This window comes from Spirillospora sp. NPDC052269 (assembly GCF_040679435.1).
Lineage (GTDB): Bacteria > Actinomycetota > Actinomycetes > Streptosporangiales > Streptosporangiaceae > Spirillospora.
Map to the genome: position 1 here is coordinate 74,966 of NZ_JBFAUU010000004.1, position 16,348 is coordinate 91,313.

Consider the following 16,348-nt stretch of genomic DNA (forward strand, 5'->3'; position numbering starts at 1 on the left):
AACATGCTGGAAACCTCGGCACGGCTGCTGAAACTGCTGGCGCTCTTGCAGACCCCCCGCGACTGGACCGGCTCTGAGCTGGCCGAACGCCTCGACGTGAGCGGACGGACCGTCCGCGCGGACGTCGAGCGCCTCCGCACCCTCGGGTACCCGGTGCGCGCCACGCGCGGCCCGGCGGGCGGCTACCGGCTGGAGGCGGGCGCCGCCCTGCCGCCGCTCCTGCTGGAGGACGACGAGGCGGTGGCCGTCGCGGTCGGCCTGCGGACGGCGACCAGCGGCGCGATCGCGGGCAACGAGGAGGCGTCGCTGCGGGCGCTGGCCAAGTTGGAGCAGGTCATGCCGTCCCGGCTGCGCCATCGCGTGGGGACGCTTCAGGCGTACACGGTTCCGGTGCCGAGCGACCGTCCGGGTCCTTCGGTCGATCCGGATGTCCTGACGGCGATCGCCGGCGTGTGCCGGATGCGCGAGCGGCTGCGGTTCGACTACGCGTCCCATCGCGGTTCGCCGTCCCGGCGGGAGGTCGAGCCCTATCGCCTGGTCACCTGGGGACGTCGCTGGTACCTGCTCGCATGGGACGTCGAGCGCGAGGACTGGCGAACCTTCCGGGTGGACCGGATGCGTCCGAAGACCCCGACCGGCCCGCGCTTCACTCCTCGTCCACTCCCGGACGAGAACGTCGCCGCCTACGTGTCACAACGCGTGTCGTCCGCGGCCTGGCGCTACCGGGCCCGAGTCGTCGTCCACGCCTCGGCCGAGGTCGTCTCCGCCCGTATCTCCCCTGCTGTGGGCGTTGTGGAGGCTGTGGACGACGCGTCCTGCGTCCTGCACACCGGCGCGGACACGGTCGAGTCGCTGGCCGTCCACCTGGGTCTGCTCGACGCCGACTTCGAGGTGGACGATCCGCCCGAACTGGTCGACTATCTGACGCGGTTGTCCCAGCGCTACGGGCGCGCGGCGAGCGACGGCGGGCGCAGGTCGTAGTGCCTGCGCAGAGCGGACGCGGCGGCCAGGTAGCCGGACATGCCGTGGACGCCCGGTCCCGGTGGCGTGGACGCGGAGCACAGGTACACGCCGTGCAGCGGCGTTGTGTACGGATCCCAGCGCGGCGTCGGACGTGCGGCGATCTGCCGTAGGGACATCGCGCCCGCGCCGATGTCGCCGCCCACGTAGTTCGGGTTGTACGTCTCGTATTCGGCGGCCGTGATGCCGCGCGCTTCCAGGACGGTGTCGCCGAAGCCGGGTGCGTAGCGCTCGATACGCGCGCGCACGAGGTCGATCGGCGGGGTGTCGTCGCCGTTCGGAACGTGCGCGTAGGCCCAGACCGGACGCTTCCCATCGACGATCCGGCTTGGATCGACCACGCCGGGGTCGACCACGAGGACGAACGGGGAGTCGCTCAGGTGGCCTCGGGATGCCAGGCGTTCGCTGCGCAGCATCTCGGCGCGCGTTCCGCCTAGGTGGACGGTTCCGGCGCGTCCGACCTCGGGGTTGGCCCAAGGAATCGGCTCGGAAACGAGGAAATCGACCTTCGCGGCACCTGGCGCGTAGCGGAAGCGGGACAGCGCCCTCGCGTACCGGGGTGGCAGTTGGCGGCGGGCCACGGAGAGGAACTCGCGGGGGCTGGTGTCGAAGAAGACGAGGGGGAACCCGGCGAGTTCGCCCAGGTCGGTGACACGGTGGCCGACCTGGAAGGTGCCGCCGTGCGCGGTGATGTCGTCCGCCAGGGCCTGGGCGATGGCCGCGCTGCCGCCGCGTGGGAGTGGCCAGCCCGAGGTGTGGGCGAGGTGGCCGAGCGTGAGCGCGACGGCGTTCCCGACGAGCCCCGAGACCTCGCCGACGGCGTGGCCCGCCACGCCCGTGAACAGGGCGGACGCCTCATCGCTTCGGAACGGGTCGCCGCGCAGCGCGCGCAGCCCGAACTGCACCGCGCCCAGCGGGGATTTCGGCGGACGGCGAAGGTCGGACAGGAAGAGGCGGGTCAGGTCGTCACTGTGGCGCATCAGCGGCGCGAAGAGGCGGCGCCAGGCGGGACCGTCCGCGCCGAGGGCGGCGCAGGTGGCGTCCAGGGAGCGGTGGGCGAGGGCGGCGCGGCCGCCGTCCAGGGGGTGCGCGTAGCTGACCTCCGGACGGACGAGTTCGACGCCGCGTCCGGCCAGGTCGAACTCGCGGAAGAACGGCGAGGCCGCGGCCATCGGATGCACGGCCGAGCAGACGTCGTGGACGATCCGCGGGTCGAACAAGGACGTGGTGCGCAGGCCCCCGCCGATCTCGGACGCGGCCTCGAAGAGCACGACGTCGAGTCCGGCGCGTGCGAGCGTGACGGCGGCGGCGAGCCCGTTGGGCCCGGTGCCGACGACGGCGGCGTGTCCCCGCGACGCGGTGTGTCCCTGTGACATCGCCACACCGTACCCAGGTCAGGCGGGCGCCTCCGAGGGCGAGGTGGGCATGGCTGCGGTGAGGTGGCCCGCACCGCGGGAACGATCTCGCGGTCGAAGATCTCCTGCACCTGAGCGGCGGCGTCCGAACGGGTCGGGGCCGTCCGCAGCAGGACGGCCTCGGCCGTGTTCTCGCCGCTCTCCCAGCGATCCAGCATCGCACGCACGTACGCGGCGGCGGCGTCCGCCGGGTCGCCGACGGCCAGGGCATGAACACCGGGATCCAGGACGCCGTGGACCTCGGGCACAGCCTCGTCGCTGGCTGCCGCCCGTCCACCGCGCGATGGCGATGCGCATCTCGGAGCTCTCCAACCCAGAGTGACCGGATCACCCGCGAAACCGGGCTGATCACGCGGATGGTCCCGTGAGAAGATCGCGCCACTCACACCTTTCGCCCCTTCCGGGGCCATCCGCAGGAGTACTTACTTGCCCAACCCCCTGAAGGCGACCCTCGTCGCCGCGACGGCCCTCGCGGCCGTCGTCGCAGTACCGGCGTCCGCCGACGCCGCCACCCACGCCTGGCGCGTGACGCTCAACGTCCACCCCACGTCGCGCACCGACATGGACGCGGTGACCATCGCGTCGAAGAAGGACGGCTGGGCCTTCGGGAACGCGTTCCACGCGAAGTCGAAGCCCGCGATGGTCCCGTTCTCCTACCACTGGAACGGCAAGACCTGGAAGTACGTCGCCCTGCCGAAGGGACTGGACGGCGTTATCCGTGGCGCTTCCATTCGTTCGGCCTCGGACGCGTGGGCTGTCAGCACGCCCGGTGAGACCCCGGGCAAGGGCCCGAACGCGGTTCTGCACTGGAACGGCAAGCGCTGGTCGATCGTGAAGCGCCTGAAGGGGCGGCCGAACTCCGTCAAGGCGTTCAGCTCGAAGAACGTCTGGGTGTTCGGGGCGGACATGGCCGCCGAGGGCTCCGGAACGTGGCACTACAACGGCAGCACGTGGAAGTCGGTGAAGACCGGCACGTTCACACCCAACAACGTCAGCGCCACATCGTCCACGAACATGTGGACGTTCGGACGCGACGTGGCACCCGGCAAGGACTTCAAGACCATCGGCCGGTTCGACGGCCGTAGGTGGACGACCACCAATGTCGGCGTGGAGGTCACCGGGATCCTCGCCGTGTCGTCCACCAGCGTGTGGGCGGTCGGCTGCAAGTACGGGGCCAAGAACCCGAACTACCTGCTGCACTGGAACGGCAAGGGCTGGAAGCGGGCCGCCGCACCCGGCACGGAGTGCCTGCGCGACATCGCGCTCGACGGCTACGGCGGCGCCTGGTTCTCGTCGCGGGACGCCGGGGTCCTCCTGCACCGCTCGAAGACGGGCAAGTGGAGCACGGTCCGGCCGCCGCACCCGTCCGGCACGCCGCTTCCGGGCCAGCTCGCCCACGTTCCGGGGACGGGCATCACCTTCGCCACCTCGACCACGGCAGTGATCAAGGGCGGTAGCTGGCGGAGCTCGTCGGGGCAGCTGCTGAAGTTCTCCTGACCGATGGGTGCGCCCCATCTCGGAAATCTCCACCCCGGAGTGACCGGAACACCCTGAAAACTAGGCTGATCACGCGGATGGTCCCGTGAGAAGATCTCCCACCTCACCCCCATTTTCGCCCCTTTCGGGGCCATCCGCAGGAGCACTCCGTGCCCAACCCCCTGAAGGCGACCCTGGTCGCCGCAACGGCCCTCGCGGCCGTCGTCGCGGTACCGGCGTCCGCCGACGCCGCCACCCACGCCTGGCGCGTGACGCTCAACGTCCACCCGACCTCGCACACCAGTATGTACGCGGTCACCATCGCGTCGAAGAAGGACGGCTGGGCGTTCGGCTCCGGCTACCGCCCGGGCGCCAAGCCCGCGATGGTCCCGTTCTCCTACCACTGGAACGGCAAGACCTGGAAGTACGTCGCCCTGCCGAAGGGGCTGGACAGCACCATCTGGGACGTCTCGGTCCGGTCCGCCTCGGACGCGTGGGCGATCAGCAGCACGGGCGAAGGGCCGGGCGAAGGGCCGGACGCGATCCTGCACTGGAACGGGAAGCGCTGGTCGATCGTGAAGCGCGACCTGCGGGGAGTGCCGTCTTCCGTCCAGGCGTTCAGTTCGAAGAACGTCTGGGTGTTCGGGACGAGCATGGCCTCCCCGGGCTCCGGTACCTGGCACTACGACGGCCGCACGTGGAAGCGCGTGAAGACCGGCACGTTCATGCCCGGCAAGGTCAGCGCCACGTCGTCCACGAACATGTGGACGATCGGTCGCGACGCCGGGCCCGGCAAGGACGGCAAGACCGTCGGGCGGTTCAACGGCCGCAAGTGGACGATCACCAACGTGGGCGTGCCCCTGAACGGGATCCTCGCCGTGTCGTCCAGCAGCGTGTGGGCGACGGCCTGCCGGTACGGGGCCAAGAACCCGAACTACCTGCTGCATTGGAACGGCAAGGGCTGGAAGCGGGCCGCCGCGCCCGGCACGAATTGCCTGCAGGACATCACGTCGGACGGGTACGGCGGCTTCTGGTTCGTCTCCTGGGACGCCAAGGGCGCCGGAGTGTTCATGCATCGCTCGAAGGCGGGCAAGTGGAGCACGGTCCGCCCGCCGCACTCGAAGGAGACACTCCCGAACGCGCTTGCCCGCGTTCCGGGGACGGGCGTCGTCTACGCCACCGCGACCACGGCCGTGATGGACGCGTCCGGTGACTGGAAGAGCTCGTCCGGTCAGCTGCTGAAGTTCTCCTGACCTATGGGACCGCGGGGTGCTCGGCTCGTCGCCGGTGCGTTGCTGGCCTGTCTGTGCGGGCTGCAGGCGTCGACGGCGGTCGGGCGTCCCGTCGTGGTCCTCATCGCCTCGTGCGTGCTGTGCGCCGGGGTCCTGGCCGTCTGGTTGCGTTCACTCGGACGCGGCTGGACGGTCTGGGACCTCGGCGTTCTCGCTCTGTGCGGGTACGCGTGCGTGATCCCGGGCTGGGTCTCGATCGGGCTGGTCGGGATGGTCGGCGGGGCGCTGGTCGTCGCGGGCCGGGCGTGGCCGGCCGGGGCCGTCGCGCTGAGCGCGTTCGGGCTGGCCGCGCTGCGCGGCGGGTCGCCCGCGCATGTCCTGGACGTGACGCTCACGGCCGTCCTGAGCGCGGTCCTGGTCGTCGGGCTCGCGCAGCTGGTCGCGCGGATCGACGGGCGTGCGGCGACGCGGATGACGCTGGCGCTCGCGGCCGTGGAGGAAGAGCGGCTCCGCGTGGCGGCCGAGCTGAACGCGGGGCTCGGCAAGGGCCTGGACACGGTCGCCGACGCCCGTCCGGACGACCTCGAAGTGGTGCTCGCGACCGCGCGCGAGGCCCTGGCGACGGCGCGCGCCGCGTCCGTTGAGCTGCGCAGCCTGTCGCTCGCGCCGGAGATCGCGGCGGCGCGCGGGCTGCTGGCGTCCGGCGGGATCGACGCGGACGTGACGACCGGCCACCACGAACCGCTCGGACGCGCCGGGGCGCTGCTCGCGGTCGTCCTGCGGGAGGCGGTCACGGACGTCGTGCGGCGCGGCACGGCCCGACACTGCGAGATCACGACGGCCGAGGAGAACGACCTGCTCACGCTGCGGATCGTCAACGACGGCGTCCGGACGTCCGAGCAGGGCACGCACGCGCTCGAAGGGCTCGAGGAACGCATCGCGGCGGCGGGCGGACGGCTCCGGGCCGGGCTTGAGCAGGACGGCCGGTTCGCGGTCGAGGCGTCCGTGCGGGTTCCGGCGGACCGTCCGGTCGCGGAGGCGACGGCGGAGCGGCGGCTCGCGGTCGGGCTGCTCGCGGCGACGGCCGTCGTGCTGACCGTGAAGGGCCTGCTCCAAGTGCCGCCGCGCGAGCTGCCGATCGTGGTGCCGTGCATGCTGGCGATGGCGGTCCTGCTGCGCTGGACGCGTCCGCGCGGACGTTGGTGGGGCGTGCTGCTGGCCGTCCAGGCGGTGTCGGCCTTCCTGCCGCTGTTCCTGCTGCACAAGCCGTGGGGAACGCTGCCCGGACTGCTCGTCGGGTCGCTGTTCGTGCTGCTGCCCGTCCGGGTCGCGGCGGTGCTCGGCGTGCTGGCGACCGTCCTGACCGGTGTGGCCGTGTGGGGCCACGGCATGGTCGTGAACACGCTGGTCAGCGTGCCTCTGACAGCGCTCGTGGTCTACGGGCTGCTGCGCCTGGCGCGCCTCGCGGACGAGCTGCGGGACGCGGCGGCGGCGCAGGCGCGGGCGGCGGTCGTCCAGGAGCGGCTGCGCGCCGCCCGCGACCTGCACGACCTGCTGGGACACGGCCTCGCCGCGATCCTGATCAAGGGCGAGCTCGCGCGGCGCCTCGCGGGCCGCGATCCGGACCGGGCCGCGGGCGAGTTCGCCGACATGGTCGCGATGGCCGAGCGGGCGCGCGCCGACATGGCCGCCGTGACCGGCGCCGCGCCGCACCTGGAGTTCGGGCCCGAACTGGAGTCCGCGCTCGGCGTCCTGAACGCCGCGGGCATCGAGGCGACCGTCCGGCGCGAGGGCGATCCGCCGGAGGACGCCGAACCGGTGCTGGCGGTCGTCCTCCGCGAGGCCGTCACGAACGTCCTGCGCCACAGCTCGGCCCGGCACGTGGAGATCAAGGTCGCCTCTGACGGCCTGACCATCGAGAACGACGGCGTCTCCGGCGACGTCACCCCACCCGGCTCAGGCCTCGGCAACCTGGCGACCCGCCTCGCCGCCATCGAGGGCACCCTAGAAGCGACCCGCACCCCCAACGGCTTCCGGCTGACCGTCAGCCTCTGATCCTTCCGGCTGACCGTCAGCCTCCAGCGACGTCCCTAGCCTGCGCAGCGAGCGCGCTACCAATCGCGCGGGGCGACGCCGAAGGCGAGCCCCGCGCGATTGATCGCGAAGCGATGCCGCGCTCGCACGAGCTTCCGGGCCGCGTCCGAGCCGCCAGGCGAGGACGCGGAGCCGGAGGCTCCATTCAACACAACCAGCCCGCTTCGCGGGCGATGCGGACGGCGTCGGGGCGGCCTCGGGCGTTGAGTTTCGTGACGATCGCGGTGAGGTGGTTGCGGACGGTCCCGGCGGACAGGTGCAGGCTCGTCGCGATCTCGGACGGTTCGGCGCCGTCGGCGAGCATGCGCAGGACGTCCTTCTCGCGGGGGGTGAGCGGGTCGGCGGCCAGGTCCCAGGCGGTGACGGCGAGGCTCGGGTCGAGGACGCGCCGACCCGCGTGAACCGTGCGGATGGCGGCGATCAGGTCGTCCGGCGGGGCGGTCTTCAGCAGGAAGCCGCCGACCCCGGCGTCGAGCGCGCGGCGGAGCTGGCCGGGCGCGCCGTTGGCGGTGAGGATCAGCGTGCGGCAGAGCGGCAGCTTCTCGCGCAGTTGCGCGGCGGCGGTCAGTCCGTCCGTGCCGGGCATGTCGATGTCGAGGACGGCGACGTCCGGGCGGTGGACGAGCGCGGCGGACACCGCTTCGTCGCCCTGGCCGACGTCCGCGACGACCTCCAGGTCGTCCTCCAGGTCCAGGAGCGCGACGAGGCCGCTCCGGATGACGTGCTGGTCCTCGGCGAGCAACACCCTGATCACCGCACGAGCGTACCCATGACGATGTCACGGGTGATCGATGACGACCGCTCTTAAGAACGAACGCCCAGGTCAGCAGAGTGGAACCCATGAGCGAAGCGGTGGTCATGGACGAGGTCTGCAAGGTCTACGGCAGGAACGGAAGCGCGGTGGCGGCGCTCCGGGACGTGTCGGTGACGCTGCCGTCGGGGGCGTTCACCGCGGTGATGGGGCCCTCCGGGTCGGGCAAGAGCACCTTCCTGCACTGCGCGGCGGGCCTGGACCGGCCGACGTCGGGCGAGGTGCGGCTCGGCGGGACGGCGCTGTCGTCGATGAGCGAGGCGCGGCTGACCGAGCTGCGGCGCGAGCGCGTCGGGTTCGTGTTCCAGGCGTTCAACCTCGTCCCGTCGCTGACGGTCGAGCAGAACGTGACGCTGCCGCTGAAGCTGGCCCGCCGCAAGCCGGACAAGGCGCTGCTCGCGGACGTGCTGGAGCGGGTCGGGCTGAGCGAGCGGGCGACGCACCGTCCGGGCGAGCTGTCCGGCGGGCAGCAGCAGCGGGTGGCGCTGGCGCGGGCCCTGGTCACCCGCCCGGACGTGGTGTTCGGCGACGAGCCGACCGGCGCGCTCGACACGATGACCGCCCAGGACGTCCTGCGGCTGCTGCGGCAGACCGTGGACGAGCTCGGCCAGACCGTCGTGATGGTCACGCACGACCCGGTGGCGGCGTCGTTCGCCGACACCGTCCTGTTCCTCGCGGACGGCCGGATCGTGGACGCGCTCGACGCGCCGTCCGCGTCCGCCGTCGCCGACCGCATGACCCGTCTGGGGGCGTACGCGCGATGATCCTGAGCACTCTGAGGTACCGGAAGGCCGCGTTCGCGGGCGCGTTCGTCGCCCTGTTCTTCGCCGCCGCGCTGGTCACGGCCTGCGGGACCCTGATGGACACCGGGCTGCGCGGGACGGTCGAGCCCGTCCGGTACGCGGGCGCCCCCGTCGTGGTGGCCGGTGACCCGCAGACGCACTTCGTGAAGCACAAGAAGAACAAGACGAAGCGGAAGTCGAAGCCGAACGCGGCGCGCGCCTGGATCCCGGCCGACCTGGCCGACAAGGTCAGGACCCTGCCGGGCGTCCGGCGGGTCGTGTCCGAGGTGACGTTCCCGCTGGTCATGGCCGGTGTCGGACCGACCGAGGGCTACAGCTGGGAGCCGCTGACGCCGGTGCGGCTGCGCTCCGGGCGGGCTCCGCGGGCGGCCGACGAGATCGTCCTGGACAGTAGGGCGGAGCGGGTGACCGTCCTGACGGCGGTCGGGCCGCGCACGTACCGGGTCGTCGGGGTCGCCGACCGTCCGTACGTCGCGCCGGACGAGGCGCGCCGCCTCGCCGGGCATCCCGGGCAGGTGACCGCGATCGGCGTCTGGGGCGGCGACCCGAAGGCCATCGCGAAGGCTGTGGACGGCACGAACGCGACCGTGGCCACCGGCAAGGACCGTGGACGCGTCGAGTTCGCGGGCGTCGGAGCGGCCCGGACGAAGCTGCTCAGCATGGGCGGCGCGCTCGGCGGGACGTCGCTGATCGTGGCGCTGCTCGCCGTCGTCGGGACGTTCGGCCTGGCGATCCAGCAGCGCGAGCGGGAGCTGGCGATGCTGCGCGCCATCGCCGCCACGCCCCGGCAGCTGCGCCGGATGCTCGGCCGTGAGGCGCTGCTCGTCGGGGCGCTCGCGACCGTCCCGGGCGCCCTCGCCGGACTGCCGCTGGGCGGCTGGCTGCACGGCCGGATGGTCGCCGGGGACGTGATCCCGTCGAACCTTCCGCTGGTCACCGGGCCGTTCCCGCCGCTGGCCGCGGCCGCGGCGACCCTCCTGGCGGCGTGGCTGGCGGCGCGGGTCTCGGCGCGGCGGATCACCCGGCTGCGTCCGGTGGAGGCGCTCGGCGAGGCCGCGCTGACGCCGTCGCGCGTCCCGGTGGCCCGGCTGGTCGCGGGTGTCGCGGCGGTCGCGGGCGGGGTCGTGCTGAGCTTCGTCCTGCGGTCGGTGCACACCGACGCGGCGGCCGGTCCGCTGACGCCGCTCACGGCGCTGCTGTTCACCATGGCCGTCGCGCTGCTCGGGCCGCCGCTGGCGCGGGGCGCGATCGCGGTCGTGGCGCTGCCGCTGCGGGCGTCCGGCGGGACGGGCGAGCTCGCCGCCGCGAACCTGAGCACGTCCGCGCGGCGGCTCGCCGCGGTGATCACGCCGCTGACGTTGATGATCGCGATGGCCGGGACGCTGCTGTTCGCGCAGTCCACCCTCACCGGCGCGGCCGAGGCGCAGGCCCGGACGGGCACGGTCGCCGACTACCGGCTCGGCCCGGCCGTCCCCGCCCCGACGGCGGAGGCGCTGCGCCGCGTCCCGGGCGTGCGGGCGGTCACCGAGGTCGTCCACAGCCGGGTGCGCGCTGTGGACGGCCCGTACAGCGTGCAGGGCGTCACCCCGGACGGCCTGTCCCGGACCATGAACCTGGACGTCCGGGACGGCTCGCTCGACCGCCTCGGCCCCGGCACGATGGCCGTCCGCGACGGGATCGGCATGAAGGTCGGCGACAGCGTCGCGTTCGCCCTCGCGGACGGCACGCGCGTCACGCAGAAGGTCGTCGCCGTGTACGGGCGCGGTCTCGGGTTCGGTGACCTGACGCTGCCGTACGACCTGGTCGCGGCGCACTCGGACTCCCCGATGGGGACGGTGTTGGTGTCCGCGCCGGGCGTCCGGGCGGACGCGCTGCGCCAGCTCCTGCCTCCGGGGGTCGCGCTCGCGAGCCGGGCCGAGGCGAACAAGGGCGCGAACAACGCGTCCGCCGTGAACTACCTGGCGCTCGGTCTGATCGTCGCCTTCGCGGGGATCGCCATGGTCAACACCCTCGCCATGGCCGTCGCGGGCCGCTCCCGCGAGCTGGCGCTGCTGCGGCTGGCGGGCGCGACCCGCCGCCAGGTGCTGCGGATGCTGCGCTGGGAGACCCTGGCCGTCGCGGTGATCGCGACCGTCCTCGGCACGGTGATCACGTTCTGGACGCTGACGTCCTACAGCGCGGGCATGACCGGCGACGCGACCCCGCACGTCCCGCCGGCGGCCGCGCTCGGGATCATCGCCACGGTGACCCTGCTGGCGCTCGCCGCGACCGCGCTGCCCGCCCGCGCCGTCCTCCGCGCCGACCCGACGAGAACCCTCGCCGCCCGCGACTAAACAGGGACCGCCAGGAGCCCCTCGCACGCCTCCAGGAGGCGGCGGCGCAGGGGCTCCGCGCGTGCGGTGAAGTCGCGCTGGAGGGCCGCGTACTCCGCGCGGCCCTCCGCCGTCTCGATCCGGACGGGCGGGTAGCCCAGCTCGGCCAGGTCGTACGGGCTGGCCCGCATGTCCACGGCGCGGATGTCGCGGGCGAGGTCGAAGCAGTCGGCGACCAGCTCGGACGGCACGAGGGGCGACAGCTTGTACGCCCACTTGTAGAGGTCCATGTTGGCGTGCAGGCAGCCGGGCTGCTCCAGCTCGTGCTGGCTCTCGCGGGACGGCTGGAGCACGTTCAGCGGACGCGCCGCCTCGGTGAAGAACCGGAACGCGTCGAAGTGGCTGCACCGGACGCCGCGCGCCTCGACGATCCCGGCGACCTCGTCCGCGGGCAGCCGCATCGGCCAGGCCGCGTGCCGCACCTCGGGCGTCCGGTAGACCATCGCCCACTCGTGCAGGCCGAAGCAGCCGAACTGGGCCGGACGGGACGCCGTCCGGCCCAGCAGCGTGGCCGTCCACGTGATCGAGGACCGCCGCCGCTCGACCAGGCCGTCCACGTCCACGGTCGCGCCGCGCCCGGTGTTCACGTAGTCGCGGCCATGATCACGAGCGCCGACGAGCTCGACGAACGCGCCCGGATGCCACTGCTGGAGCCGGTTCGGCCGGTAGCTGTAGTAGGTGAACAGGAAGTCCTCGACCGGGTGCTTCTCGCCGCGGCGGCGGCGCTCCAGGTGCGGCTCGAGCCAGGCGTCGACGCGGTGGCGGTGCGCTTCGGCGCGCGCCCGCCACTCGTCGATCTCGAGGATGTCCACTCGTTCATGCTAGGCGGGAGGGCGTCCTGACCGGGTCACTCGCGGGCGGCGGCCAGGGTGACCGGGGCGGCGCGGGTCGCGGAGCGGGTGGTGAGGACGCTGGTCAGGGTCGAGATCCCGAACGCCCCGAGCACCAGCAGGACGATCAGCGTCCACGGAATGGCGAGGATCTCCGTCCCGGACGGCCCGAACAGGAACCCGCCGAGCGCGGCGAACGCGACCAGCAGCCCGAGGCCGACCCCGATCAGCGTCACCCCGGACGCCTCCATCAGCGCGGCCTGGACGACCTGGCGGCGGGACAGCCCGGTCAGCCGCGCGACGGCGAACTCGCGGCGGCGCTCGGTCCCGGCGATGACCATGGCGTTGATGATCGCGACGACCGCGTAGACCGCGGACAGGCCCATCAGGACCATCATCACGCTGTCGTTCTGCTCCATCTGCCGTCCGACCCGCGCGTCCGCCCAGGCGGAGACGGTCTGGACCTTGCCGATCCGCAGGTCCCGCAGCCGGTTCGCGACGTCCGCCGGGTTCGTCCCGGGCGCGACCTTGACGGTCGTCTCGGCCTCGGACTTGGCGATCATGTCCTGCGTGAGCAGCCAGTTCGGGACGAAGAACGCGTCCGCGTTGTTCTCCAGGGTGGCGGGCATCCGCGCGACGACCTTGAGCTTCTCCTTCCGGCCGCCGACCTCGGCGATGGCGGTCGTGCCGGTCCGGATGCCCTCCTCAGCCGATCCCGGCCCCGCGATCACGGCCTTGCCTTGCAGCCGGTCGAACGATCCGGAGACCGGCTTCAGGGTGTGCGTGGCCTGGTAGGCGGCCGGGTCGATCGCCAGGATCCCGGACCGGACCTTCGTGTGCAGCCGCCGTCCGTCCTCGAACCGGGTGACCGTGAGCACGATGTCGGCGGTGACGGCCGTGGACGCCGTCTGCACGCCCGGCACGGAAGCGATCTTCTCGGCGTCCGCGCCGTTGGACGTCACCACGTACTCGCCGACGATCTTGCGCTTGACGTCCATGCCGCCCGCCTTGGCCTGCGTGCCCAGCATCGCCATGAGCCCGACGACCAGCGCGGTCAGCACGATCATCGGGGCGGCGGTCGCGGCGGCGCGGCGCTTGCCGTCCCGCAGGTTGGCCTGGGCGAGCTCGGCGAGCGGCCCGAACCGGGTGAACGGCCGCAGCAGGTGCCCGGCCAGCGGGACGACCAGGGGGCTCAGCGAGCTCAGCCCGATCGCCCCGGCGAAGGACACGCCCATCGCGATCAGCATCGCGCCGAGGAAGTCCACCTGGCCCTCGCCCGACACCATGACGGCGGCCAGGGCGAGCATGCTCACGCCCCAGATCCAGCGGCCGAGCGTCATGACCCGCGCGGCTCCGCCGATCTCGCGCAGCGCCTCCAGCGGGCGGACCCGCGCCGCCCGGACGGTCGCGGCGATCGACCCGGTCAGCGCCATCCCGACGCCCGCGCTGACCGACCCGATCAGCACGGCGCTGTCCCACTCCGGCGCGAACGAGCCGGGCAGGATCCCGGTCGAGGTCAGCAGGTACGCCTGCGCCCACATCAGCGGGATCCCGAACAGGATCCCGCCCGCCGAGCCGAGCAGCCCGAGCAGCACCGCCTCGCCGAACAGCAGCGTCATCACCTGCGGGCGGCTGCCGCCGAGCGTGCGCAGCAGCGCGAGGTCGGCGCGGCGCTGCGCGACGGTGAACGCGAAGGTCGAGCCGACGATGAACACCGCGAGGAAGCAGGCCAGCATGGCCGTCATGCCGAGCAGCGACCCGGCGCCGTCGTACGCCTCCCGCAGGCTCTCGGCCTCCCGCGGCGACGTCCCCGCCGGGATCCTCGGGTTCTCCGCCCCGAGCGACACCATGACCGACGCCTGGACGAGCCCGACCCCGAACACCACAGTCAGCAGCGCCCCCGCGAACAGCGTCCAGCGCTCGCGGAAGGTGCTCCACGACATCCGCCACACGGGTCAGTCCTCCAGGGTCGCGAGACGGTCGGCGACGTCGCGGGCGGACGCCCCGATGAGCCGGTCCACCAGGCGTCCGTCGCGCAGGAACACCACGGCGTCGGCCGCCGCGGCGGCGACCGGGTCGTGCGTGACCATGACGACGCACTGGGACGGCCCGCCGTCCTGCGGGACGGGCGCGTCCACGACGCGGCGCATCAGGCCCAGGACGGTGCGCGCGGAGCGGGAGTCGAGCGCGCCGGTCGGCTCGTCCGCGAACAGGACGGCCGGGCGGGTCACGATCGCGCGCGCGATGGCGACGCGCTGCTGCTGACCGCCGGACAGCTCGCGCGGACGGTGCCTCCCCCGGTCGCCGAGGCCGACGTCGGCGAGCGCGGCCCGGACCTGGCGGCGGTCCACGCGCACCCCGGCGAGGCGCATCGGCAGCGCGACGTTCTGCTCGGCGGTCAGCGCGCCGACGAGGTTGAAGTTCTGGAAGACGAACCCGAGCGAGCGCCGGCGCAGCTCGGTGAGGATGTGCTCGGGCGCGCGCGTGATGTCGCGCCCGGCGACGACGACGCGTCCCTCGTCGGCGCGGTCGAGCCCGGCCGCGCAGTGCAACAGCGTGGACTTGCCGGAGCCGGACGGGCCCATGACGGCCGTCCAGGTGCCGGGCGGGAAGGCGATGCTCACCCCGTCCAGGGCGGTGACGGCTGTGTCGCCGGCACCGTACCGGCGCACGACGGACTGGAGTTCGACGGCGGGCGGGACCAGGGGTTGAGCGCCCTGCGGGAAGGGCGGCATCCCGTGCGGAGCGGCGGCGTGGGGGGCTGGGTACGTCATGCTCCGATCCCATCTCTCCGGCCCCCTCGGCAGGAACGGGGCCTTCCACCGAACCGGCCTTCGGGTTGTCCCCACCCCCGCCTGCGGCCCTATACATACATACTGCATGTATGTATGGTCGCGGCATGACCCGACGAATCGACCGCGACACGACGGTCACCGGCCTGCTGGCCGAGTTCCGCGCCTTCGCCGACCTGGCCGAGGGCCTGACCGAGGACGAATGGAACACCCCGACGCGCTGCACCGGGTGGCTCGTCCGGGACGTCGCCGCGCACGTGCTGGGCAACATCGTGGACGTCAACGCCGGGGCGGCGGGCACCCGCTCCCCCGACGACCAGACGGTCGCGCTGCGGGAGGACTCCCCCGCCGCGTACGCGGCGACGCTGCGCGAGGCGGTCGATGCCCTCAAGTCCCGGTTCACCCGGCTGACCGACGAGCTGTGGGCCGCGCCCGGCCCCCTCGACCGGACGATCGGCAACGGCGTCACGATGCTCTGGTACGACGCCTACGTCCACACCGACGACGTCCGCGACGCGCTCGGCCGCCCCGCCGAGTCCGGGCCCGGCCTCGGCGCGGCGCTGTCCTGGCTGCGCGACGAGCTGGAGGACCGCGTCGCGGTCACGCTCCGCCTGGACGGCTTCCCCGAGGCCGAGGTCGGCGGCGGCGGGACGGTCGTGACCGGCGACCCGCACCGGTTCGTCCTCGTCGCGACCGGACGGCTCGACTCGTCCGCCCTGGGCCTCCCCGCTCAGGTGAACGTCCACGGTAAATAGGTCCCTAGCATGTGCTCATGAGCAAGAAGGTCGAACAGGGCGACGCGACGCGGCAGCGGCTCGTGGACACGGCCGTCGCCCTGTTCACCGAGCACGGTTTCGCCGGGACGTCCACGACGGCCGTGGTGAAGGCGGCGGGCGTCACGAGGGGCGCGCTCTACCACCACTTCGCCGACAAGGAGGCCCTGTTCGAGGCCGCCTACCAGCAGGTCCAGCGGGAGGTCGCGGGCCGCTGCGCCGCCGCCGCGCAGGCCGCGGAGGCCACCCCCGCGGACCGGCTGCGCGCGGGCATGGCCGCCTACCTGGACGCCTGCCTGGAGCCGCACGTCCAGCGCGTCCTGCTGCGCGAGGGCCCGCTCGTCCTCGGCTGGGAGAGGTCGGTCACCTACGACGACCCGTTCTGCGCCCGCAGGCCGATGCGCACGGGACTGCGCGAGGCCGAGCGGCTCGGGCTCGTCCCGCCCGGACGCGCCGACGCCCTCGCCCACCTGCTGTTCGGTGCAGCCAACCAGTCCGGGGCGGCGATCGCCGTCGCGTCCGACCAGGCCGCGGCCCGCGCGGAGATCGGCGCGGCCATGGACGTCCTCATCACCCGCCTCCTCACCCCTTGAGGCGCACTCCCTCCCCCCGGGGCACAAAGTTGCGTGGTTGCGCAAATACCGATAGGCATGGGTTCGCGGTGACCGGGGTCGGTTCGGCTCTCTCACCCGGCATGTACGAGTAGGTGACCATTGGCGGAACTTTCGCC

At 73.1% G+C, this 16,348-nt stretch carries 13 protein-coding genes; 8 read left to right on the plus strand and 5 right to left on the minus strand.

All coding sequences use genetic code 11. The features are described from left to right. Window positions 1–3: 3 nt before the first annotated feature. Complete coding sequence (locus tag AB0L06_RS09265) at window positions 4–981, plus strand: helix-turn-helix transcriptional regulator (RefSeq protein ID WP_500230443.1); 978 nt, start codon at window positions 4–6, stop codon at window positions 979–981. Here AB0L06_RS09265 and AB0L06_RS09270 read toward each other — a convergent pair. Next, window positions 942–2,396 carry a phytoene desaturase family protein gene (locus AB0L06_RS09270; protein WP_500230444.1) on the minus strand — a complete coding sequence of 485 codons (1,455 nt, stop codon included), beginning with the start codon at window positions 2,394–2,396 and terminating at the stop codon, window positions 942–944. The two genes, AB0L06_RS09265 and AB0L06_RS09270, sit on opposite strands and share 40 nt — an antisense overlap. A gap of 465 nt (window positions 2,397–2,861) precedes the next feature. Here AB0L06_RS09270 and AB0L06_RS09275 point away from each other — a divergent pair, with 465 nt between their 5' ends. From AB0L06_RS09275 to AB0L06_RS09285, 3 genes are all read left to right on the plus strand, one after another. Continuing rightward, entirely contained in the window at window positions 2,862–3,932 is a 1,071-nt protein-coding gene (locus tag AB0L06_RS09275) for a hypothetical protein (protein WP_500230445.1), read from the plus strand. A 149-nt stretch (window positions 3,933–4,081) separates the two neighbouring features. Beyond that, window positions 4,082–5,164 (plus strand): hypothetical protein, encoded by a 1,083-nt coding sequence (locus AB0L06_RS09280; protein WP_500230446.1) that lies wholly within the window; start codon window positions 4,082–4,084, stop codon window positions 5,162–5,164. A 3-nt stretch (window positions 5,165–5,167) separates the two neighbouring features. Continuing rightward, window positions 5,168–7,198 carry a sensor histidine kinase gene (locus AB0L06_RS09285; protein ID WP_500230447.1) on the plus strand — a complete coding sequence of 677 codons (2,031 nt, stop codon included), beginning with the start codon at window positions 5,168–5,170 and terminating at the stop codon, window positions 7,196–7,198. A gap of 184 nt (window positions 7,199–7,382) precedes the next feature. On the opposite strand, the gene AB0L06_RS09290 is transcribed toward AB0L06_RS09285, so the two are convergent. Further along, window positions 7,383–7,991 (minus strand): response regulator transcription factor, encoded by a 609-nt coding sequence (locus tag AB0L06_RS09290; protein WP_500230448.1) that lies wholly within the window; start codon window positions 7,989–7,991, stop codon window positions 7,383–7,385. An 86-nt stretch (window positions 7,992–8,077) separates the two neighbouring features. On the opposite strand from AB0L06_RS09290, the gene AB0L06_RS09295 reads away from it, so the two are divergent. Both AB0L06_RS09295 and AB0L06_RS09300 read left to right on the plus strand, forming a co-directional pair. Beyond that, on the plus strand, window positions 8,078–8,812 hold the full coding sequence (locus tag AB0L06_RS09295) for an ABC transporter ATP-binding protein (protein WP_500230449.1): 735 nt from the start codon (window positions 8,078–8,080) through the stop codon (window positions 8,810–8,812). After that, window positions 8,809–11,184: an ABC transporter permease gene (locus tag AB0L06_RS09300; RefSeq protein ID WP_500230450.1), complete on the plus strand. Its 2,376-nt coding sequence runs from the start codon at window positions 8,809–8,811 to the stop codon at window positions 11,182–11,184. Before AB0L06_RS09295 ends, AB0L06_RS09300 begins: the two co-directional genes overlap by 4 nt. On the opposite strand, the gene AB0L06_RS09305 is transcribed toward AB0L06_RS09300, so the two are convergent. The 3 genes from AB0L06_RS09305 to AB0L06_RS09315 are packed head-to-tail and all read right to left on the minus strand — an operon-like array spanning window position 11,181 to window position 14,827. Next, window positions 11,181–12,035, minus strand: coding sequence for a 3-methyladenine DNA glycosylase (locus AB0L06_RS09305; protein ID WP_500230451.1), 855 nt, complete (start codon window positions 12,033–12,035; stop codon window positions 11,181–11,183). The genes AB0L06_RS09300 and AB0L06_RS09305 overlap by 4 nt on opposite strands. A 35-nt stretch (window positions 12,036–12,070) precedes the next feature. Next, window positions 12,071–13,996 carry an FtsX-like permease family protein gene (locus AB0L06_RS09310; protein ID WP_500230452.1) on the minus strand — a complete coding sequence of 642 codons (1,926 nt, stop codon included), beginning with the start codon at window positions 13,994–13,996 and terminating at the stop codon, window positions 12,071–12,073. A 12-nt stretch (window positions 13,997–14,008) separates the two neighbouring features. Next, a complete protein-coding gene (locus tag AB0L06_RS09315; protein WP_500230453.1) occupies window positions 14,009–14,827 on the minus strand; it encodes an ABC transporter ATP-binding protein in 819 nt (272 codons plus the stop codon). Between the two features lie 125 nt (window positions 14,828–14,952). Here AB0L06_RS09315 and AB0L06_RS09320 point away from each other — a divergent pair, with 125 nt between their 5' ends. Together AB0L06_RS09320 and AB0L06_RS09325 are read left to right on the plus strand one after the other, a co-directional pair. Beyond that, entirely contained in the window at window positions 14,953–15,600 is a 648-nt protein-coding gene (locus tag AB0L06_RS09320) for a maleylpyruvate isomerase family mycothiol-dependent enzyme (protein WP_500230454.1), read from the plus strand. Window positions 15,601–15,617: 17 nt separating this feature from the next. Then, window positions 15,618–16,211 carry a TetR/AcrR family transcriptional regulator gene (locus tag AB0L06_RS09325; protein ID WP_500230455.1) on the plus strand — a complete coding sequence of 198 codons (594 nt, stop codon included), beginning with the start codon at window positions 15,618–15,620 and terminating at the stop codon, window positions 16,209–16,211. Window positions 16,212–16,348 lie beyond the last annotated feature (137 nt).

What these genes read in the sequence shown, in the direction of transcription:
- AB0L06_RS09300 (WP_500230450.1), top strand. Translation starts at nt 8,809, where the DNA reads ATGATCCTGAGCACTCTGAGGTACCGGAAGGCCGCGTTCGCGGGCGCG.
- AB0L06_RS09295 (WP_500230449.1), top strand. Translation starts at nt 8,078, where the DNA reads ATGAGCGAAGCGGTGGTCATGGACGAGGTCTGCAAGGTCTACGGCAGG.
- AB0L06_RS09285 (WP_500230447.1), top strand. Translation starts at nt 5,168, where the DNA reads ATGGGACCGCGGGGTGCTCGGCTCGTCGCCGGTGCGTTGCTGGCCTGT.
- AB0L06_RS09270 (WP_500230444.1), bottom strand. Translation starts at nt 2,396, where the DNA reads ATGTCACAGGGACACACCGCGTCGCGGGGACACGCCGCCGTCGTCGGC.
- AB0L06_RS09315 (WP_500230453.1), bottom strand. Translation starts at nt 14,827, where the DNA reads ATGACGTACCCAGCCCCCCACGCCGCCGCTCCGCACGGGATGCCGCCC.
- AB0L06_RS09310 (WP_500230452.1), bottom strand. Translation starts at nt 13,996, where the DNA reads ATGTCGTGGAGCACCTTCCGCGAGCGCTGGACGCTGTTCGCGGGGGCG.
- AB0L06_RS09265 (WP_500230443.1), top strand. Translation starts at nt 4, where the DNA reads ATGCTGGAAACCTCGGCACGGCTGCTGAAACTGCTGGCGCTCTTGCAG.
- AB0L06_RS09325 (WP_500230455.1), top strand. Translation starts at nt 15,618, where the DNA reads ATGAGCAAGAAGGTCGAACAGGGCGACGCGACGCGGCAGCGGCTCGTG.
- AB0L06_RS09320 (WP_500230454.1), top strand. Translation starts at nt 14,953, where the DNA reads ATGACCCGACGAATCGACCGCGACACGACGGTCACCGGCCTGCTGGCC.